Below are 20,633 nucleotides of genomic sequence, written 5' to 3' on the forward strand. Positions count from 1 at the left end.
AAAGCGTCAAGCGTTTGGTCGAAATCACCAAGAATGCGCCGTTTGTTCCTGATGTTGATATTTCTAAGTGTTGTGGGACGTGTGTAGTAGGATAGTTTCAAATTTTTTTGCCCACTATTCTTGATGAATCTTGATGGATGGTGAATTATGGCAAGGCTTAAAAAAGCTGAAAAAATCTTTATAGTACGGTCACTTGCACAGTTTATGACCCCCACAGAAGTGGCGAAGGACATCAAGAAAAATTTCAACCTCGATGTTACACCACAACAAGTTGAGTATTACGACCCAACTAAGGTGGCTGGAGCTAAATTACAGCAAGAATTTGTAGATCTATTTAATGAGGCTCGTAAGGAATATTTAGCCCAGCCTTTGCACAACATCATTGGTGCAAATGACATTGTTCAATTACAAATCTTGAGTGATCTTTTGGTGTCAAAGAAAGGCAATACCATTTTGGCCATAAAACTCATTGATCAGATTCAGAAGATTATGAAAGGTCATTACGAGAAGAAAATAGAGATCTATGGGAAAGATGGTGGACCAATAAAAACCGAGAATGAGCAAAAACAATCTCTACCAAAATACACACCTGAAGAAATAGCGAATCTCACACCAACTGAGCTTTCACGTTTAGCAATTACAGGCAAGTTATGACATACGCATTAGATGAAATCGCCCCGCTTATCAAAGCGTGGACGATTAATACACGCTTGCCTGAAGTTGTTGCGGAGATGACACGCCGTTATTACTACAAAGCAGTTATAGAACAGAACGAGGCAAGCATTCAGGCAGAAATATATAAATGCAAAACCGATCCAATACATTGGTTTAATAATTGGATATGGACATACGATCCACGTGGTATGGCATTTGGTCTACCTGCAAACATTCCGTTTGTACTGCGCCCTAAGCAAGTTGAGTTGGTTGATTGGTTATTGGAGCGTGAGAACACCCAAACCCATGGCTTAATTGAAAAAAGCCGTGATGAGGGGATGTCTTACGTTGTTTTAGGTTTCTTCCTGCATCGCTGGTTGTTTGTCGAAGGCTTTGCAGGCGGTGTGGGAAGTCGTAAAGAAGAACTTGTAGATAAAAAGGGAGATCCTAAAACCCTATTTCATAAGTTCCGTGACATGTTCTCAAAAATGCCTGATTGGATGAAGCCTAAAAAGTTTGTCGAAAAAGTTCATGACAACTATATGCGAATCATCAACCCGGACAATGGTGCAACCATCACAGGTGAGTCTGGCGATAACATTGGTCGTGGTGGACGTACCACAATGTACTTTCTTGATGAATGGGCATTCGTAGAACATCAAGAAGCAGTAGATGCAGCAATATCACAGAATACCAACGTGCATATTAAGGGTTCTACACCCAATGGTATTGGTGATCGATTCTACCGAGACCGTTTCAGTGGTCGCTATTCTATTTTTACTATGCCTTGGCGTGCTAATCCTGATAAGAATTGGCGAGTTGAGCTACATGGAAAATTGATTCATCCATGGTATGAAAAGCAAATCGCAACTTTGGATGATGTGGTTTTAGCACAAGAGGTCGATATTAATTATGCTGCATCTGTAGAAGGCGTGTTGATTCCAAGTGCTTGGGTTCAAGCCGCAATTGATGCTCATATTAAACTTAAAATTCAACCATCGGGCGAACGCATAGGTGGTCTCGATGTTGCAGATGAAGGTAAAGATAAGAATTCATTTGCTGATCGTCACGGTATTGTCTTGCAGTATTTAGTTACATGGTCAGGTGTTGGGGATGACATATTTGGAACTACGCAAAAAGCCATTGATATTAGTCTTGAGCGTAATTTAGATCATTTTCTTTACGATGCTGATGGGTTGGGAGCTGGATGTCGAGGCGATGCGCGTGTGATTAATGAGCTAAATCAAGAAAAAGGCATTCCTGAGGTTGATGTGGATCCATTTAGGGGTTCAGGTTCTGTATTTGAGCCAGATGAAGAAATGGTTGAAGCGCGAAAGAATATTGATTTCTTTGCAAACTTGAAAGCGCAAGCATGGTGGTCACTCCGTTTACGATTCCAAAACACATATCGTGCGCTGAAGGGGATGGAGTTTGATTCTGATTCGATTATTTCATTGTCCAGTGAAGATCTACCAAAGGCTGAATTAGAAGCCTTAACAACTGAACTGTCACAACCTACATACACAAAAAATGGTGCAGGTAAGATTCTAGTCAATAAACAACCTGATGGTGCCTCATCTCCAAACCGAGCAGACAGCGTAATGATTTGCTTTAGTGGTGTTCAGGGGCGCAAAGGTCTTAAACCTGCAGGTGCGGGTGGTCGAGTTTTCTAATTCATAGGTAAATACATGGCAAAGTCAAATAAAGACAAAGCGTCAAAAAAGGCTTTGTCTCAAGGGAGCTTATACTCTCAAGAAGCCGTTACACGGTTTTTGGTGAATTTTGGTCGTCAACCTGACACAGATGAGGTTTTAAGAAAGGCAGGTATTCAGCGGCATAAACTCAAAGTCATCATGGATGATGAAGAGATTGCACAAACAATCGAAACACGATTAGATGCATTGCTTGCTGAGCCAATTCGAATCGAGCCAAATAACACCCCTGAAGCAGCACATATCTTAAAAGAATTACTGGAATGGTATTTTGAAATTGCATCATGTTGCTTTGGTGCACTTTTGCTTGGTTATTCTGTGCAAGAGGCGGTATATGAAATCAAGAAAGAGGGATATATCGGATTTGAGTGGATTGGTGAAAAACCAATGCAGTGGTTTGAGCCAAAAAATGACGGGCGCTTAATCTATCGGCAAGAAGGTACTGTTGATGAGAGAGAGGTTGATCAAACTTTCAAGTTTTTCCTTACACGCCGTAAAGCGAGTTATGAGCAGCCGTATGGAAAAGCATTGTTGGCCACTTTGTATTGGTTGTTCTTTTTTAAGCAAAATGGTTTTAAATTTTGGGCTAAATTTTTAGAGCGGTTTGGCACACCAATTTTACTAGGCAAAGTCAAAAGCAAAAACACAACGACTGACGACATGAATAACGCATTATTGAACGCTCATGCGCAAAGCGTCCTATCGATTGATGGTGCGGATGATGTTCAAATACTCTCAACACCAGGTAGTGGCACAGCTGGTTCTTCATTTGAATCATTCAATAATCAATTGCTACGCCAGATTCAAAAAGTTGTTTTAGGACAAACCTTAACAAGTGGGACTGATGGCACAGGAAGTCGTGCATTGGGTCAAGTGCATGAAAATGTTCGACGTGACAAATTGAAATCTGATATGCGCTTAATCACGCCAACATTGCAGGCGATTGTTAATGCTCTCTGTAAGCTAAATAATTGGGGTGACCACAAAGTAATATTGGGTGAGGAGTCTAAGCCGCTTAATAAAGAGCAGGCTGAGCGTGATGTGCACTTGAAGAATGCAGGCGCAAACCTCACACCACAATACTTCCAACGTGAATATGGCTTGCAAGATGGTGACATTGCTGAACCTGCGCAGATACCACAAACACAATTCCACGCATTACCTAAAAATGCTTTTGGCTTTAAAGCGCAAACTCAAAATCTAAAGCCTGAACAGGTAGAACTTGAGCAACTTGCAACTGATCAGCCTAAAGTTTTGCTGAATGAAGATGACTTAAAGCAGATTGTCGCTGACTCCAAAGACACAAATGATTTAACAACCAAGCTTTATTCGGCTACCAAGGGTGCATCTGTGGATGAGTTTGAAATCATCATGTCAAAAGCCTTGTTTATGGCAGATGTAATGGGGTATGTGCACGCACAGCAAGGGAAATAAACATGGTCGATTATGTTGAAGCGCTACGCTATGCACGTGGTCGCAATGTTGTGTTGCCTGATGATTTTTACCTACTTGATTTAAAGTCTCGTCATTATGCAGCGACCGTAAGTCGATTAGCTTCAATTGATCAAATCAAGACTGTACTTGAGCTTGTCAATAAATCACTCGAAAGTGGTAGTACTTTTGCAGATTTCAAAAAGCAGATTGAATTGGAGGGTATTGAGCTTTCCGAACATCATCTTGCAAATATTTATCGTACCAATATGCAAATGGCGTATGCACACGGTCAATGGGAGCAACAACAGGGAAATAAGGAATCTCGACCTTATTTGATGTATAGCGCTATCAATGATAGTCGAACACGTCCAACACATTTGGCTCTAGATCGAATCATTAGACATATTGATGATGATTTCTGGAAGACACACTATCCGCCAATTGATTTCATGTGTCGTTGTGGTGTTTCTGCTTTGACTGAAAAGCAAGCTCAAAAGCAAGGCATTACGCCAGATGATAAGTTGCCAAATGTTGAGCGTAAATCAGGTTGGAGCTTTAACCCTGCGACTTATGGAAAGCATTTAAATGAAGTGCTTGAACGAAAAATAGTAGATAACCTAATCGACATCCCGTATTCAACTGAAATTCTTGAGATTAAAAGTAAAGCTTTACTTGAGCATGAAGTTGAAAAGGCGATTGTTGATTCACTAAAGCCGCTTGATCAAGCCAATCGCAAAGTGTTGGATGATTTTATGGAAGGTGTGGCGAGTAAAAGCAAAGATATTGCGCCGTCTGCAGCTCGTTTTGTGGTTGAGCTTACAACTGAAGATGAAACGCTCACAGATCTACTGCGTGATTCAGTGCAGAAAAAAGACATTGATTTGAAGTCTAAATCTATTGTTGATTGGATGATGGATTCTTTTAAGTCGATGTTTGGTTTTGCAAAGAATCTAAAGAATAAACTTACAGGCAATAACCTGAAAGGATTTGATTCATTTAATTTGCAAAAGGGTAATGTCATTGGCATTCAAACACCAACACTGTTTAAAACAGCGGAGCAGGCAGGCAGAAATATCACGATTTTGGATATGAAAGGTCATGCAATTGATTTGTCTAAAATTAATGGTCTGAATGGCTCACTGCTTGCACCTGATTTAAATCTTGAAGTGGTGAGTGTGACTGATACAGATATTGTGTTGAAACGCACTGATGAAGTTGCAAAGCGGTTGTTTGTGGCGAATGGTGAATTAAGTGAGGTGGTTTGTGGTAGTCAAATGTAATTCATGTCGCCATGGTTTTAATGGACGCAATGGCAACGGTTACAACCCTTGTGGTTGCGCCGTGTATGTAAAACCTATGAGCGAGGCTGAGATAGCTGAAGCGAAAGTCAAATTTAGAAAAACTATGGATCAAGATCTACTAGACAATCCACTGTATTCAAAAAGAATTCAGATTGAACCAAAACCTGAATTTGTTGTGCCGCCACGCCTGTTTATTATTCCTGAGCACAATCAAAAGTTTCGATATATTCCTTCATTTTATCAGCGAGCATCGTTTATTTTCTCGCTTGGTTTAGTAATAGGTATTTTGCTAGGAAAGGTGCTATGACTGACTGGGATGTAATGCAAAGCGGATATCAAGATAGTGATATATATCCAAGTGTGTGGGATGAAATTAGATACCACATGTTGTTAATGCGACATGCTATTAAATGTATCCAAAAAGACGAAGAAATTAAATTTGAAGCCACCTTAACAGGTGGTTTTTTTATTGGAGCATGAAAAATGCCAGAAGATGAAAAGCCCAATCAGTACTGTTTTCAGCTCGGGCAACTGAGTATTGATAATGCTGAAGACGGCAAGAAAAAACGTACTTTTTCAGGTGTTGCCTACAGTGGTGAACCCATCACAGATCATTGGTATTGGGATCGAATCATTTTTGATTTGGATTCAATGGAATTAAAAGGTCGTATTCCTGCACTGCTCGAACATTCACCACGACAGCGTGCCGGTGCGATCAATACCCATTCTATTGATCATCAAACAGGTTTAACCGTTTCAGGTGACTTGATGAGTAACGAGTTCGGGACTCAGGTTGCACAAGATTCTGATGATGGTTTTCCATGGCAGATGTCTGTGCGAATTGAGCCTAAGGCAGTCGAAGAAATTCAAGCAGGTGCATCTGTCTCAGTGAATGGAAAGATGCATCAAGGACCTATCACCGTGTTCCGTGGTGGTCGTATTCGTGAAGTGTCATTTTGTGCATTGGGTGCAGATGACAATACCAACGCTGTGGCAGCAAGCCACACCCCTAAAACTAATTTTAATCAAGAGGACACAGACGTGACCGAACTCGAACAAGCAAAAGCTCGCATTACGGAGCTAGAAGGTAAAAATACAAATCTTGAAAAAGATATCCAAAAGTTCAAAGCAGATAAGCGTGAGGAAGGCATTAAATCACTTGAAACTGCACTGAATAAACAATTTAGCGCAGAAGAAAAAGCATCCTATACCAATATGGATGATTCATCTTTTGCATTCATGTCGCAACAAATGAAGCAGTTTGCGGGTGGGCAGCCTGCACCTGCACCACAGCAAAACAATGCAGTGCCACCGCATTTGGCGCACTTGTTCCAACATCAAGCAACAGGTGGACAAGGTGGCGGGCAACAGGGTGGTGAAGATAAACACCAATTTACAACAGGTGCTCAAGCATTTGCAGCGCAAAACAAGGGAGCTTAATCCATGGGTAATACAACATACTTAGGCACAGTAACTCGCGAGACACGCTTATTTAATTTAGATGTTTCCAAGCTGCGCCGTGCGAATGCCAAAGTTACAACCGCAAAGGCATATAAAGCAGGTGATCTATTAACACTATCTGAAGCCAATGTAGTTGATCATGCGCTTGATGAAAAAACATGGAATGTTGTGTGTGGTCAAGATGTAACAGCTGCTCAGGCAACCAAAATGGCAGCAGACGGGATAGAAATCCCAATTTATTTTGGTGGCGTGTTCAGTATTGAAGCGATCTGTTTAGCAGGTGTGTATTTAGACACTGCTAAATATGATGCAGCACGCGCCAAAGCAACCCTAAACCATATTGAATTCTCAAAAGTATAAGGATCTAAATTAATGGCTCAATCATTTATTATTGATGGTGCACCACTCGAATTACTCGATGTAGGTGAGTTGGCGTTGATTCACTCAAACTATAAACCAATGAGCACTTGGATTTTAGAAAAGTTTTATCCAAATCGCCCTGCATTTGATCGTGATGAAGTCCCACTGGCTGAACTCAATACAGTCCATGATCTTGCCCCATTGGTCTCACCACAACAACCTGGTAAACCATTTGACACTAAACGCGCTGCAAAAGTTGATTTTGTTAAACCTGCATACTACAAACCTAAAAATATGGTTACTGCTGCAACGTCATTTGATGAAGCTTTAATGGAGCGTTTGCGTACTGCAGGTATTATCTCAACAGGTAGTCAAAAATTATCTGATCAAGAGAAAATGATCATTGCTCAAATTGCGGTAATGAAGCGCAACCATGATGCGATTGATAACTCAATTTTACTGATGGCGACAGAGTTATTGTTAAATGGTAAGTATCTGCTTCAGTCAGATGACTATGAGTACAACATGGTTGATTATGAGCGTGACGCATCTTTGACATTTACGCCTGCAACCCCATGGAACCAACCTGGTGCAAAACCAGTTTCAGATATGGAGTTGATCGAAAAGCTACTACTTGATGCAAATGGTGGAAGCTCGAAAGCTTATTTGATGTCGGGCAAAGTTTGGGCTGCGTTATTTGCAAATGAAGAGTTCAAAGAATGTTTCATTAAGCCTTATGCAGGTATTGCCGTGCCATATAAACCAAGCCTAAATGTTCAAGAGGATGCTTCTTTCAAGGGGTATATTGATGACAAAGAAATTTGGGTTTATGACGGCACCTATCGCTTGAAATCAGGCGTTAAGCGTTTTATTCCTGATGATTATTTTGGTGCTATCTCGGACTTAAATGGCTCTATTGCTCAGTGTAAAATTAAAAACACATTAGCAAATGGCGCTGTACAGAAATACTTTGACCGCCAATGGTATAACGAAGATCCAAGCGGTATTTTCTTAATGACCGAATCTGCCCCACTTGCTGTGCCATCAAATAAAAATGGTGTGTGCGGTGGTACGGGCTTTATTGTGTAAGGGGTAAAAATGCCAAAGTATATTGCGCAACAATCCATCGGGCATTTTATGCCAGGTGATGAAATTAAGGGCTTGAGTGATGAACGCATTCAAGCCCTTTTAGTATCTGGTGCTATCGCAGAGCCGAAAGAGCCAGAGCTTGAAAAGGATGATGGTTCAGCAGCTCAGATTGCGAGCTTAACCACTGAGAATGCTGAGCTGAAAGCCAAAGTGACAGAACTTGAAAAGTCGCTTGCAGCATCCGAAAAGAAACTCGCTGCTGAAATTAAAAAGACAGCAGCACCTGAAAAATAGGTGATCTATGTACGCGGATCGTAATGATATGGTCCTGCGTTTCAGTGAATATGAAATTGCCAATCTTGAAAGCACCTTAGGCGGAGTTGAATCAATCAATTCTGCTATTCAGGATGCATCGGATATAGCGGATGGCTATGTGGGAGTGAAATATCCCATCCCATTACCTGAAGTTCCCAAGAATCTGAAAATTATCATTTGTGATATTGCTCGCTACTTTCTCTGGAAAAATGAAGCAAGTGAAGAAGCACGTAAACGCTATGAGGATGCAATCGCATTTCTAAAGCGTGTTGCAGATGGTAAGGCAATTTTAACAATCAAGATCACTGATTCGACAGGTCAAGAAGAAGTCGTGAAAGCAGATACATCACCCGCAACCATGCCGATTGGCACAACGTATCGAGGTGGCGTGTTTGCTGATGCTGTTTTGGATATGATGCCAAACATTAAGTGAGGTCTTATGGTTGATGCTATTCAGATGCATGGACAAGATAAGCTTATTGAGTTTATGCGCCGTGTTGAGAAACAAGTTGAAGATCCATCTGATCTTTGGCGTGATATTGGCGATATTCTTGTTCATAACACACAACAACGTATTCAAACAGGAATTGGCACAGATGATAAGCCATGGCAAAAGTCATGGCGTGCTCAAGTGCAAGGAGGGCAAACGTTACGTGATACAGGACGTTTGCATAACTCAATACTTGTCAGAATTAGTGGCAACAAGATTGTTGTCGGAACCAATGTTGTTTATGCACCCCTTATGCATTTTGGTGGCACGATTAAGCCAAAGAATGGCACTTACTTGAAGTTTAAGACACCGCTTGGAGGCTGGGTTCAATTGAAGTCAGTCACGATTCCTGCACGTCCATTCCTTGGTATTTCAGTAGATGATTCACAAGAGATTTTATTTGAAATAGAGGAATATTTAAGGGAGGCATTAAATAGTGCTAAATGATTATTTCGCATTGGAAGATGAGATAAAAAAACGAATTGAAGGCGAAGTGCCCAACATTGGTGAAGTGCTCACCCCATTTTTTGTGGAAAGCCTATTTTCAATAAGCCCACAAAATACTGCTGTTGCGATAATTTATGTAGGTGATCGGGTTGGTGAAAGTGCAGCGAATGGGCGTGCTACAACAGTGCATCAGCAATGGCTAGTAGTCTTAATGATCTACGATCCAACAGCCCAATCAGGTCAAACATCCAATATTCGCAAGCTCGCAGACCCACACATTCGTAATATTTTAAATGCAATGCAGGGGTTTAGACCTAATCTTGTGGGGGTAACACCATTTGTACGTGTTTCTGCAGGTGTGAACTTTGCAGGCAAAGCAGGACGGGTGTATTTCCCATTTCTTTTTGAATCATCATTTAAAACATAGGTAAGCAATGAGTAAACAATACAAGGCTTTAAAGCCAATCGGTCGCTTTAAAAAAGGCGACTATGTCGGCGGCTTCACTGAAGCCGAAATTAAACATCATTTGGCAAAAGGCAATATTGAAGAAGTGGAAGCTAAGCCAACACTTAAAAAGGCAGCAGAGGTAAAAAATGTCGAATAAACCTGATTTAATCTCGCTACAAGGTGAGTTGTTTTTGGCAAAAATGGTGAATGGTGCACCTGCAGGTTTACGATCTGTTGGTAATGCGCCTGAATTAACATTAAGTATTACTTCTGAAAGTGTTGATCATTTTGAAAGTAAAACAGGTAATCGTGCCAAAGATGCAGTACTTCGCAAGCAAACAGGTGTTGAAATCAGTGGAACACTTGAAGAACTGAATAAAGAAAATATTGCGTTGGTTGTGAGTGGTAAATCAATTGAAGTTGCAAGTAGTCCAATTGTAGATGTATCGCTTGGAAGTGTTGAAAAAGATCTGATGATTGATCTTGGTCATCGCAACTTGAGTAATGTGACGTTTAAAGATGGCTCTGATGTTGCAATTCCAGATACAAAATATGAAGTGGATGAAGCATTTGGTACTGTGGTATTTAATGAAGCAATAACGGGTGCTGTAAAGTGGTCTGGTACAGCAGGTGCTGTGGATCGAGTCACGATTGCCAATAATCTTGGTGAAGAATACCGCTTCTTTTTCAAAGGAATCGACACATATTCAGGCGACAAAATCGCCGTGACATTGTGGCGAGTTGAATTCTCTCCTGAAACAGAGCTTGGCTTAATCAATGACGAATGGGGGAGTTGTGATATTTCAGGTGCATGTTTAGCTGATATCAGTAAAGCCAATGATGCTGAGTTAAGTATCTTTGGGCATATTGAGCGTTTCCGCATTTAAGCAATACAGGCACAAACGATGGCGCATTTAGCGTCTTTTTTTGTGCCTGTTTTTTAGTGTGAGTTTAACTTTAATCCTGATTAGAGCTTAACCAGACTTTATTTGATTCGTTAATTAAAGAATCAAACTTATAGTTTTATTAGTCCAAAGAAAAACCCTGATAGTTGGTCGCTATCAGGGTTTTGTATTTCAACTTACCGAGAAAAGCAAGAGGAAAGAAATCTATGCCTGAAATTATAGCAGTAATATTGCAAAAAGTAGAGGTTATCATGGAAAAATATGGTTTTTGGAAAGTAACGGGAGTTTTCTTGTTATCAATTATTTTGTGGCAACTTTCCAGTATTGTTAGTGCAGTTGCTAAATTGGTTGAAGTAATCAAATAGTAATTTTTACTCACATTACAAATGTGATTCAAATCAGTGCCACCTTCGGGTGGTTTTTTTATACCTAAAGAAAAACCCAATCCCAATATAAGTATAGAGGGTAAAATGAACACTAAAGATGCTGGTCGAGTTGCTGTAATTATGGCGTATGGTAAAGCGATTTCTCTTATTCTAGGAAGTCTTGCAGGATTAATTGTTGCTGTTGTGGGTTTGATTAAATTAACAATGGGAATGTAGTTCAAAATAGTGAGTAACATTAATGAATGATTTTTTTCTTGCTGAAAATAGAACATATAGTGTTGAAATTGATGAAGATAGCGCTGTGGTGGTTCGTCAATTTCTCGTTTGTGAATTAGATAAGATTGAGATCTTTGCAAATCAGATTCGTTTAGCTCTGAAAAAAGACTGGTGTACTGAAGACTTGCACCCACTTATCAATACAAATCAAATCGCCGTGATTATGTTGGTTAGTGAATTAACAACACTATCAAAAGATTTGGTCATTAAATTAAAAGAAGATTACCCAGACAAGCTTATTGAAATCTTTGAAATGCTTTTGGTTGTGAATAAAGCATACTTTGAGCAAGAGAATGCTAAAAAGCCGCAAGACAAAAAAGATAAAACAACATGGTTTGATTCGTTTCAGTTTCTCATTAGTAAAGGGCATCAGCATAAGGATATTTTAAACTACAGCTTTGGTGCATTTTTAGAATATTTAAAGGCTGCTCAACGTCATGAGCGCAACAGTATTCTAAGTCAAAGCTCTGCGATGCGAGTTGCTTATCATGCCGATAAAAAAGGCTTTAGCGGTTATACAAAAGAAGTGAGCAAAGACTAAAATGGCATTGCTCAAAATTTAACTTTTAGATACTCTTGTTTAAAAATAAGGGGGTATTTATGAAAAAGTTGTTTTTAGCGTGCCTATTGTGTGTTTCGACATTGGCTACTGCTACCGAAGTTCGTTCTATTCGTACATCAAATGATTTTGTTGAGATTGGGAACTCGCAAGCACAAGTGCAAAGTAAGCTTGGTCATCCAAGTAATGTACATCATTATGTGTTACGAGATCGTCAGGATCGCCCACGTGCTGCTACTGATTTGAGTTATAAAGTCGATAATGAAAATTATATTGTCACCATTGTAAATGGTAGTGTTTATAAAATCGAATGGGTGCGGTGATGAGGTATTTTGTTGGCGCTCTTGTAATTGTTGTATTGGTTGTGGGTTACTTTTTGAATAAGAGTAACAAAGAAGATGTTGAGCGATTAAAACAAGCAGAGATTACACATCAGCAAAAATTGGAAGCTGAAAAAGCAGCAATACGTAAGAATGAGCAAAAGGAAGCGCAAAAAGCTGAAACGGATTTAAAAATTAAAGCGTTGCAGAGCAAATACATGATGGATTACCTTGAGGCTAAAAAAGTAATCGAGTCTCAAAAGATGAATACTGAGGGTAGGAAATTTTATGCAAATCTAGCTAGCAGATGGAGTGATGCATTTAGGGTAGCTGGCTCAACATCTAGGGTTGCATTATCTCAACCTGTAAAAGATATGCAGCAGATTAAGCGTGACCTAGAAGCACGCCAACCAACCACCGATTGTGAGATAAAGTTAAAACAAGAGTTACTAAATTCTTATGATTATGCTATCGATGGTTTTTTGCAGTTTATGCAAAAAATGAAGGTATTTCAGACACATTTATAAGAATCAGTTCTAATTACCAAGGGAATGCTAATACATTAATTGATTACTGTTAATTTTTTATAAAGGGTGATAAAGGTGGCTAAAAAAGTAGCTCAACAAATGATGATGTGTAATTCTTGTGGAAGAAAAACACTCCATCAAAAGAATACAAAAGAAATAAGTTGGTTAATGCATTTAGTTTTAACTATTTTTACAGGTGGGTTGTGGTTAATTGTTTGGGTGTTGATTTTGATGTGGCATGCAATTGCAAAACCAGCCTCAGCTGCTGTTAATCGCTGGGTGTGTTCTCAGTGTGGTGATTAGCAATAAAAGCACCCTAGGGTGCTTTTTTTAACTCAGAGGAATCATCAAGCCAAAAAACATCTTCAAAATTTTCGCATACGCCTGCATTTTTGAGTTCGGTGTAGATCAAAAATGCTGTTTCAATGGTGATATTTTTACCTTTTTCAGCATTAAGTAGTGCGCCACTTACAACCTTTCCATTACTAATAAAGCCGCATCTTTTTGATAGCTCATAGATGGTCATACCAGCCTGTTCTCGCAAGTTAGTAATTTTATTATTCACAACCATTTTAAATACCTCTGAGTTAATAAGAAAAACTATATCATAAAAAAGTTGCAATATTTTTATTTATTAATAATTTTAAGTCTTGCAATATTTAAAATTATTAAATAAGATACATATATCAGGTTGAGGTTTGAATGTAACCTGAAACAACAAAGCCCTTGCGGGCTACCAACCAAATGCAAGGGCTTCTATCAACATTCTTAGAGAAAAATTGATATGTCAAATATAGCACAAATTAATGATATTGAAGTGTCGATCATTAACTTCAAATCCATTCCAGTTGTTACTAATGAAATGTTGGCTAATTTTTATGGTACGGATGCAAGTAATATTCGTAAAAACTACTCAAATAATAAGGCTCGTTTTATTGAGGGTAAGCACTTCTTCAAAATCGTTGGTCAGGAATTAAAGGACTTTATGACTAGCTTGAAGACAGTTACAAGTGATTTGCTCGTGAATAATGTTCACGCACAAATTTCAAGCAAAACTCGTGTTTTAACCCTCTGGACAGAGCGTGGTGCAGCACGACACGCCAAGATGCTTGATACTGATCAAGCATGGGATATCTTTGAACAATTAGAGGATTGCTACTTTCACCGCCAAGAGATTTTAGCTAAAACCCACAAATCGGAACGCACCGCTTTACACGATGCTCATACTATGCTTGTTGCTAAAACCAAGCATTTAAGTTCTAGTGATGCATGGAAGTTAATTCATCAGCGCTTTAATGTTGATGATATAGCGCTCATTCCATACGATGCGATTCCTGTCGCCGTGGAATATGTGCATCATTTGATTGCTTTATATAGTAATGCGGAGAAACAAAAATTCACTGATGCAGATATACAAAACATCCACGCCTTGGCAACTCACATGATTTGGGTACGAGAGTGGTGGCGTGTATATGGTGAATCAATTAAGAAATTAAACCCAACACTTTACAGTAGAGTGGTTGATCACTTTACAGATGGCTCAAGTCTCGCATGGCGGTTTGTGAAAGCTGATCAAAAGCAAAAATTGGAAAATTGTGTGAGAGACTTTGATTGGTTCACTGGAACATATCAGCAAAAGTTACCTATATAGTTTTTAAATAAATTAAGACCACTCGAAAGAGTGGTTTTTTATTACCTAAATTTTTTAAACCTTTTCAAACCCTGAACTTTTTGTTCGGGGTTTTTATAACTAGCTGATTTTAAAGCTAAGCGAAAATTTGCGTTTAAGTTTTGCTATACAGATGTGTCTCGTTACCACATGTCTGTGTGGCTTTTTTATTTGGTAACGAGGTAAACGATATGAATGCAATTGTAAAAATTGAAAACCAAACCCCATTTACTGAAGTTGAATTAAATGGAAAAGTTCAACTTGGTGTGAATGCTCGTGACTTACACAAGATGCTTGAAGTGAAAGCAGAATTCTCTCATTGGATTAAGCGTCGAATTAAGCAGTGTAAATTTGAAGAAAATTATGATTACACCCTTGTCGTCAAAAAAGACGAGCAGGTATCAGGGGCAAAATATTTAAACGAATACATTATCTCAGTAGATATGACTAAGCATCTCGGAATGATGGAGCGTAATGAAAAGGGTCATGAGATCCGTAAATACTACATCGAACAAGAGGAGTTGGCTCGCCAACTTAAAGATGGTTTGCAAGTGCGTATTGGCAAACTTTCGGCACAAGTTGAATTAATCACACAATGCCTGTCTGAAGCAGGACGGTTTTTGTCTGTAGAGGGTAAACAGACTAAACCAGCCATGCTTAAAGAATTGGATGAGCTGATTAAAGAGGCACAACCATCCTTGGATTTAGAAAATAAAGATAATGACTTAATTCATTAAAAACCTACATGGTCAAAATGACCATTCAGCCATCCATCCACCTCCTTAATGGAGGTTTTTTATTGCCTAAAGAAAAGCTGAGGAAATTAAATGGCTTCAAATTCAATGGATTTTAGCTTAAACCTGTTAGCCAATACGACTGGCTTGCAACAAGGCATGAATGGCGCAAAGTTTGCTGTAAATGCCTTAGTTGCTGCCATGGCTGCCGTTGGTGTGGGCTTAAGTGTGCAGGGCTTAGCTCAAGCAGCAGATTCTTATACAAACCTCTCAACTCGTATCAGCATTGCAACAAAAGAAAGTGGTAACTTTGAGCAAGCGATTTCGGGTGTGCATCAGATCGCATTAAGCACAAACTCAAATTTAACCACAACTGCTGACTTATTTACCCGCTTAAACACTGTCACAAAAGACATGGGGATGTCGCAGCAACAGGCGTTGGATTTAACTAAAACAGTCACCCAAGCGATTCAAATTGGCGGTGGTTCTGCCGAGGCTGCGGACGCAGCAGTAACCCAATTTATTCAGGCAATGCAAGGTGGTGTGCTTCGTGGAGAAGAATTTAACTCAATCATGGAGGGTGGTTATGGTCTTGCTGAAGCATTGGCGAAAGGCTTGGGCGTAACGACTGGCGAATTGCGAAAAATGGCAGAGGCGGGAGAGCTGTCTTCTGAACGTGTTGTTACAGCGATCAGCAGTCAAGCTGCATCTGTTCAAGCAACGTATGATAAATTCCCAACCACCATTGGCAATGCTTTACAACGCATCTCAACGAGTTGGGAAATTCTTATTGGTCAGATGGATCAAGCGAATGGCGCAAGTGCAACAGTAGCGCAATGGCTTGTAACGCTTGCAGATAATATTCAAGAGCTGGATGTTGTTTTAGAAGATATTGGTGAAGGTTTTATTTGGGTGGGGGATCAACTTAAAAAGATCGACCCTGCGACAATTGAGGCGTTAAAGACAGCATTATTGTCAGCCTATGATGCACTAAAAGAACTTGCATCAACCGTAGGTTTAACGCTTGAGGCGCTGTTTGATAGATTAAATAGCAACTTAGATATGTTCTTTTCATTTTCTAATGGTGTTGATGAGGCGGCAGCTAAAACAAATGGGTTTACAAAATTCGTTCAGATTCTCAATGTTGCAATTGGGTTACTTAGTGATGGTTTTACTACAATAGGAATAGCTGTAAATCAATTCACTGGATTAATGTTTGATTTATCTTCTGCATGGTATCAGCTTAAATCTCAAGTGACATGGGGGTCTTGGAAGGAAGAAGCCATAGCAAACATGGATGCTATGTCTAAAAAAGCCCAAGAATACTACAATAAAGCTACTGATGGGGTTATGGGTTTTGAATCTAAAGCACGTTTAGCTTTAGATGAAATTTCAAAAACTCAAGCGCAGAAAGATGCTGATGCTGTTGCATCATCAAAAGAGAAATTAGAAAAGCTCTTAGCAGACCAAAATACCGAAGCCACAGCTAAAAAAACCACTGAAGCTGAAAAAATTAAGGCTGTGCAAGCTTATGCTGAGGCTGCAATTGCAGCAAATAAAGGCGTGATGGATGGAACTGTTCAAGCAGATCTATTGGCTAAAGGCTATATGGTCACACTTGATCAATCAGGCAAAGTTGCAGTTGCATCGCTTGCTGAGGCTAAAAAGACATCTGAAGAAACCGCAAAGGCGAATGAACTTGCTGTTGGGCGCGCCAAACAAGCTGAAACAGATTATCAAAACTTTTTGCGCACTAGCGCCGTGGAGAGAATTTTACTTACAAAGCAAATCGAAGATGCAAAAAAATCAGGTGATTTGAATGCTTTACTATCAGCTCAAACATCATTAGCGGCTATTGATGCGAAAGAGCGTGAATTAAATACTGCTCGTATTGCACGAAGTGCGGAAGTAACACAGGGAACTCAATCATCTATAGATCAAGCACGTAAAGCAGGTGTTGCCTTGGGTTTAGATTTGGATGTTGCTTTTAATCGAGTTTCAGAGGGTTTTAATAAAGGGCAAAGAGATTTAGATACTTTTTCAGGCGGGCTTGGTCAATTAGGCGCAACAGGTCAACAAGCTGCCGACATTACATATCAAGCATGGCTTAAATGGCTTGAAACTGCCAAATCTCAGGTTGAGATTGATGCAGCAAAAGCCAAGCTAAAAGAATTTGGCGATCAAGGAAAAATTTCAACGAGTCAGGTGGAGCAGGGTTTAATTGCAATTCGCATGCAAGCACAAGAATTACCAGATGATATTAATCCTGTGACTGAATCTTTTAAACGCCTTGGTATTGAAACCAAAGAAAATTTAAAACTTGCTGCACAACAAGCGATGATGGATTTTATTAATGTACGTGATAGTGGGCAAGCTACAGCAGAAGGTGTGCAAAAAGCGTACGAAAAAGCAGCACAAGCCGCAGCTTTATCGGGTGATGCTGCTTCAATTGCAACAGCCAACGCAGCAGGTGCAAGCCATAAATTACAGATTCAGGTTGATGAAACAGGTAAAGCTTCTGTTCAATCAATGGATAACCTTACATCATCTGTTGAGCGCCTAAGTCGCACAGCAGGCGGTAGCGCCGTGCAAGGCTTTAGAGCAATGGGTGATGCCGCTAAAGATGCCGCAAGGGAGGCGAAAAACTCGATTGATGAATGGAATGATGCGCTTACAGCTAAATCAGATGCTCAGAAAGCTGAGCGTGACAAAAGCAGCAGTAGTAAAGCTGTTGGAGGCTCATTTAAATCATATAGTAAAGCTGAAGTTTTAGCTGAACTTAAAGGAATGGGTTATGACGATAAAATGGCAAATAGACTTGCTGGTTCAATTATGAGTTCAGCTCGCGATGCTGATAAAGCAACAATGAGTAAAAACATTGATCCTTTTATGAATGCTGAATTTAATAAAATACTTGGGCAAGGCTTAACAGCATCAGCAGGTTCGGCAGCAATTCAAAAACGTTTAGCAGAATTAGCAAATGGTAATGGATTGGCAACCATGTCCAACCCCGCACCGACTCGCAAAATCGAAATCACCAATGGTCAACAAACAACAACACTATCGGGAAGTTCTACTGATGTTGATGCGCTTGAAGACATGCTTGGGCGCTTAGAAACAATCAAAAAGAGTAGTTAAATGAAACTAATACGTATAGCAACAAGCGAAACCGTTCTTATTGAGAACGGTTTTTTTTGGTCTGATGAATTTGATTACAAGCCGATTGAGCAGAAACAACAGTTTGCGATTGATGGCTCTTTAATTGTTCAAGAGGGAAAAAAGAAGTCGGGGCGACCGATCACTTTAGTTCCTGCTAATGATGGCATGGGATGGATCAAACGCCGTGAGTTGTCAAAACTGCAAGACTGGTCAGCATTGCAAGATGAGAAATTCACACTTGAGTTTGATTATCCACACGACAACCGCCGTTTTAATGTGATTTTTAATCATCAAGACGGTGCGATTTCAAATCCTAAAACTGTCAAAGATATTCCGACTGTTTCAGAAGATGACTATTACTCAGTCACGATCAAATTTTTGGAGCTAAAAGATGCCGATTGAAACCAATAACCTTGTCATTTATAAGTCTGAACGTTTGAGTGATACTGCTGATGGTGGTGGAAAATACTCAGGTCAGCAACTTATCGATGGTCAAAGCAATAATCTATTTGCTGATATCTCAGAACTCGACCGTACGATGGGTGATGTGTCGATGCGGAAGATTTTCCCCGCCGTGACCACCAATGACACTGATGTACTTATGGGTGCCACAGTATTTATTTCTGAACTGCCCGAAGATCCAAATGTATCAGCAACATTGTTCAGCACCAAAGACTGGACAGATGAACGCCAAAGTGCGCAAAACCGTGTAGAAAGCTATTTAGCAAAAGGTGGTCAAGCAGTGGGTTTGCCACTCGACACCCACTGGAAAGGCATGAAGATTCTACAAACTGTGATGTTTCCGAGTGAAACTGAACTCAGTGCAGGGAATTCTTTCGTAATTATTTCAAATGAAGGTGGTGCTTTAGAGTTTGAGCAATATGTGCGTATCACAAAAGTTGAAACACGTATTGCTAAGATGATCATTGATGGTAAAGAAGTCGAATATAAAGTTGCAACTTATACTTTAAATGATCCTCTTTTAATTGACTTTGTCGGGGTGTCGGTTCAACAGTGGTATAACGGGCAAAAGTCCACTTCGATACTACGTGAAACACTTGTTGCAGATACAGGCAATTATTACTCAAGTGTAGGTGTTGCTGATGATGTGAATGTGGGCACATACACAGTCAATGCAAAGAGTATGTTTACTCAACTTATTCCTGCGGCTCAGTCTGAAACCCCGATTATTGATGTGAATGCCAACTCGGAAAATATGACATTAATTGCAGGGAATAACGGGACCATCTCAGCGAGTTATCCAACGAGTATTGGTGAAAATCAAAATCTGTATTTAGCATCGAGTGTAATGCCGGGTACAGTGGCTTTTACGCTTTTCAACCAATCGATCACGGATCAGGGTGGTATTTTAAAAAACAGCAATGGCATTCAGGTTGGTACGATTGATTATCAACGCGGCTTGATTCGCTGGACGCAATCTGCAGGTGCAGGAAATACAACATTAAATATTAGTTTTAAGCCTGCTTCTGCACCTGTGCAGCCGTATCACTCCTATGCTTTGCCAGTTACTCAGAATAATCAAAGTGCAAATTGGACGGGCGTGATTACTCCGATTCCTGCACCAGGTTCTTTAACGATCTCTTACATGGCACAAGGTAAATTCTACGTGTTGAAAGACGACGGTTCAGGCATGCTCACTGGTGCAAGTTCATCTTTCGGCTCAGGCACAATCAATTATGAAACAGGATCATGGTTACTGACTACAGGTGCTTTGCCTGATGTGGATACGCCGATCTTGCTACTTTGGGGCACACCGATCACCACATTCATTCGATCAAATTTAGCAGTTCAAGCTGCAGCATTTGAATTTGATTTAGGCACGCCCGAGCATAGTTTAGAAAATGCATGGGTAAGCGGCTTGACTGTGAAATGGCTGCTTGAAGGTGTAGAGAAGACAGCAACAACCAGTGGTAATAAATTTACAGGCGATGCAACAGGCACATTTAACCCATTTAATAATACAGGTCGCTTGGTACCGAATAAGCTGCCACAAAAAGGCACTGTATTTAATTTTGAATTTAATTTCAGCACATCGTCAAAAGCAGATATTAGTAATGTTGTTCCTGATAGTGCGAATAAACTGACATTTTCTTTACCAAGCGGGACCAAACAACCAGGCAGCATTCAACTCACTATTCCTTTGACTGCTGAAAATGGTCTTGAGCGTGAGTATTTGGATGTGTTTGATGTACCTGTAAATGGCACAACAGGAAATCTGGTTGATAGCAGTGGCACAGTATTTGGCACAGTAAACTACACAACCAATCAAGTTGTGATTACCCCTGTGCTGATGGCAAAAGAATATACACAATCATATGTGGCAAATCAGTATTCAACTGCTGTTTATGCTTCTGCATAGGTGAGTT

27 protein-coding genes are annotated in these 20,633 nt (G+C 39.9%); 26 read left to right on the top strand and 1 reads right to left on the bottom strand.

Annotated features, from left to right (window positions below):
* Positions 1-147 precede the first annotated feature (147 nt).
* The 21 genes from AVJ19_RS12355 to AVJ19_RS12440 all read left to right on the top strand — a co-directional run bounded on the left by AVJ19_RS12355 (position 148) and on the right by AVJ19_RS12440 (position 12,987).
* Positions 148-654: a DUF2280 domain-containing protein gene (locus AVJ19_RS12355; protein WP_111859998.1), complete on the top strand. Its 507-nt coding sequence runs from the start codon at positions 148-150 to the stop codon at positions 652-654.
* A complete protein-coding gene (locus AVJ19_RS12360) occupies positions 651-2,327 on the top strand; it encodes a terminase (protein ID WP_111859999.1) in 1,677 nt (558 codons plus the stop codon). Before AVJ19_RS12355 ends, AVJ19_RS12360 begins: the two co-directional genes overlap by 4 nt.
* A 15-nt stretch (positions 2,328-2,342) precedes the next feature.
* Positions 2,343-3,800 carry a phage portal protein family protein gene (locus AVJ19_RS12365; RefSeq protein ID WP_111860000.1) on the top strand — a complete coding sequence of 486 codons (1,458 nt, stop codon included), beginning with the start codon at positions 2,343-2,345 and terminating at the stop codon, positions 3,798-3,800.
* 2 nt (positions 3,801-3,802) lie between these two features.
* Positions 3,803-5,080 carry a phage minor head protein gene (locus AVJ19_RS12370; RefSeq protein WP_111860001.1) on the top strand — a complete coding sequence of 426 codons (1,278 nt, stop codon included), beginning with the start codon at positions 3,803-3,805 and terminating at the stop codon, positions 5,078-5,080.
* 76 nt (positions 5,081-5,156) lie between these two features.
* Complete coding sequence (locus tag AVJ19_RS12375; protein WP_162626598.1) at positions 5,157-5,408, top strand: hypothetical protein; 252 nt, start codon at positions 5,157-5,159, stop codon at positions 5,406-5,408.
* Positions 5,405-5,581 carry a hypothetical protein gene (locus AVJ19_RS22035; RefSeq protein WP_162626599.1) on the top strand — a complete coding sequence of 59 codons (177 nt, stop codon included), beginning with the start codon at positions 5,405-5,407 and terminating at the stop codon, positions 5,579-5,581. Before AVJ19_RS12375 ends, AVJ19_RS22035 begins: the two co-directional genes overlap by 4 nt.
* A gap of 3 nt (positions 5,582-5,584) precedes the next feature.
* Positions 5,585-6,541, top strand: coding sequence for a hypothetical protein (locus AVJ19_RS12380; RefSeq protein ID WP_111860003.1), 957 nt, complete (start codon positions 5,585-5,587; stop codon positions 6,539-6,541).
* 3 nt (positions 6,542-6,544) lie between these two features.
* Positions 6,545-6,922, top strand: a complete 378-nt coding sequence (locus AVJ19_RS12385; RefSeq protein WP_111860004.1) for a hypothetical protein — start codon at positions 6,545-6,547, stop codon at positions 6,920-6,922.
* 12 nt (positions 6,923-6,934) lie between these two features.
* The gene (locus tag AVJ19_RS12390) at positions 6,935-8,011 is read left to right on the top strand and encodes a major capsid protein (protein ID WP_111860005.1); all 1,077 of its coding nucleotides are present in this window, start codon (positions 6,935-6,937) and stop codon (positions 8,009-8,011) included.
* 9 nt (positions 8,012-8,020) lie between these two features.
* Positions 8,021-8,305, top strand: coding sequence for a hypothetical protein (locus AVJ19_RS12395; protein WP_111860006.1), 285 nt, complete (start codon positions 8,021-8,023; stop codon positions 8,303-8,305).
* A gap of 7 nt (positions 8,306-8,312) precedes the next feature.
* Positions 8,313-8,759: a gp436 family protein gene (locus AVJ19_RS12400; RefSeq protein ID WP_111860007.1), complete on the top strand. Its 447-nt coding sequence runs from the start codon at positions 8,313-8,315 to the stop codon at positions 8,757-8,759.
* 6 nt (positions 8,760-8,765) lie between these two features.
* Positions 8,766-9,263: a phage virion morphogenesis protein gene (locus tag AVJ19_RS12405; RefSeq protein ID WP_111860008.1), complete on the top strand. Its 498-nt coding sequence runs from the start codon at positions 8,766-8,768 to the stop codon at positions 9,261-9,263.
* Complete coding sequence (locus tag AVJ19_RS12410; RefSeq protein ID WP_228203360.1) at positions 9,253-9,690, top strand: hypothetical protein; 438 nt, start codon at positions 9,253-9,255, stop codon at positions 9,688-9,690. The genes AVJ19_RS12405 and AVJ19_RS12410 overlap by 11 nt, the downstream gene beginning before the upstream one ends.
* Before the next feature lie 7 nt (positions 9,691-9,697).
* Positions 9,698-9,868: a hypothetical protein gene (locus AVJ19_RS22240; RefSeq protein WP_171334207.1), complete on the top strand. Its 171-nt coding sequence runs from the start codon at positions 9,698-9,700 to the stop codon at positions 9,866-9,868.
* The gene (locus AVJ19_RS12415; protein ID WP_111860010.1) at positions 9,858-10,598 is read left to right on the top strand and encodes a hypothetical protein; all 741 of its coding nucleotides are present in this window, start codon (positions 9,858-9,860) and stop codon (positions 10,596-10,598) included. The genes AVJ19_RS22240 and AVJ19_RS12415 overlap by 11 nt, the downstream gene beginning before the upstream one ends.
* Before the next feature lie 224 nt (positions 10,599-10,822).
* Entirely contained in the window at positions 10,823-10,981 is a 159-nt protein-coding gene (locus AVJ19_RS22245; protein WP_171334208.1) for a hypothetical protein, read from the top strand.
* 105 nt (positions 10,982-11,086) lie between these two features.
* Complete coding sequence (locus AVJ19_RS22680) at positions 11,087-11,218, top strand: hypothetical protein (protein ID WP_265736088.1); 132 nt, start codon at positions 11,087-11,089, stop codon at positions 11,216-11,218.
* A 22-nt stretch (positions 11,219-11,240) separates the two neighbouring features.
* Positions 11,241-11,819 carry a hypothetical protein gene (locus tag AVJ19_RS12425; protein ID WP_111860012.1) on the top strand — a complete coding sequence of 193 codons (579 nt, stop codon included), beginning with the start codon at positions 11,241-11,243 and terminating at the stop codon, positions 11,817-11,819.
* A 59-nt stretch (positions 11,820-11,878) separates the two neighbouring features.
* Positions 11,879-12,160 carry a hypothetical protein gene (locus AVJ19_RS12430; protein ID WP_111860013.1) on the top strand — a complete coding sequence of 94 codons (282 nt, stop codon included), beginning with the start codon at positions 11,879-11,881 and terminating at the stop codon, positions 12,158-12,160.
* Positions 12,160-12,684, top strand: a complete 525-nt coding sequence (locus AVJ19_RS12435) for a hypothetical protein (protein ID WP_111860014.1) — start codon at positions 12,160-12,162, stop codon at positions 12,682-12,684. The genes AVJ19_RS12430 and AVJ19_RS12435 overlap by 1 nt, the downstream gene beginning before the upstream one ends.
* A 75-nt stretch (positions 12,685-12,759) precedes the next feature.
* Positions 12,760-12,987, top strand: coding sequence for a hypothetical protein (locus AVJ19_RS12440; protein WP_111860015.1), 228 nt, complete (start codon positions 12,760-12,762; stop codon positions 12,985-12,987).
* 13 nt (positions 12,988-13,000) lie between these two features.
* Here AVJ19_RS12440 and AVJ19_RS12445 read toward each other — a convergent pair whose 3' ends face one another.
* Positions 13,001-13,255 (bottom strand): helix-turn-helix domain-containing protein, encoded by a 255-nt coding sequence (locus AVJ19_RS12445; RefSeq protein WP_111860016.1) that lies wholly within the window; start codon positions 13,253-13,255, stop codon positions 13,001-13,003.
* Positions 13,256-13,468: 213 nt separating this feature from the next.
* Between AVJ19_RS12445 and AVJ19_RS12450 the strand changes: the two genes are divergently transcribed.
* From AVJ19_RS12450 to AVJ19_RS12470, 5 genes are all read left to right on the top strand, one after another.
* On the top strand, positions 13,469-14,335 hold the full coding sequence (locus tag AVJ19_RS12450; RefSeq protein ID WP_111860017.1) for an ORF6N domain-containing protein: 867 nt from the start codon (positions 13,469-13,471) through the stop codon (positions 14,333-14,335).
* A 209-nt stretch (positions 14,336-14,544) separates the two neighbouring features.
* Positions 14,545-15,090 (top strand): antA/AntB antirepressor family protein, encoded by a 546-nt coding sequence (locus AVJ19_RS12455; RefSeq protein ID WP_111860018.1) that lies wholly within the window; start codon positions 14,545-14,547, stop codon positions 15,088-15,090.
* A 90-nt stretch (positions 15,091-15,180) separates the two neighbouring features.
* Positions 15,181-18,225, top strand: coding sequence for a tape measure protein (locus AVJ19_RS12460; protein ID WP_111860019.1), 3,045 nt, complete (start codon positions 15,181-15,183; stop codon positions 18,223-18,225).
* Complete coding sequence (locus AVJ19_RS12465) at positions 18,226-18,648, top strand: hypothetical protein (RefSeq protein WP_111860020.1); 423 nt, start codon at positions 18,226-18,228, stop codon at positions 18,646-18,648.
* Entirely contained in the window at positions 18,638-20,626 is a 1,989-nt protein-coding gene (locus AVJ19_RS12470) for a hypothetical protein (protein WP_111860021.1), read from the top strand. Before AVJ19_RS12465 ends, AVJ19_RS12470 begins: the two co-directional genes overlap by 11 nt.
* Positions 20,627-20,633: the final 7 nt, after the last annotated feature.

The sequence above is a fragment of the Acinetobacter sp. CFCC 10889 genome (assembly GCF_003268395.1).
In the GTDB taxonomy this organism is placed as follows: Bacteria; Pseudomonadota; Gammaproteobacteria; order Pseudomonadales; family Moraxellaceae; genus Acinetobacter.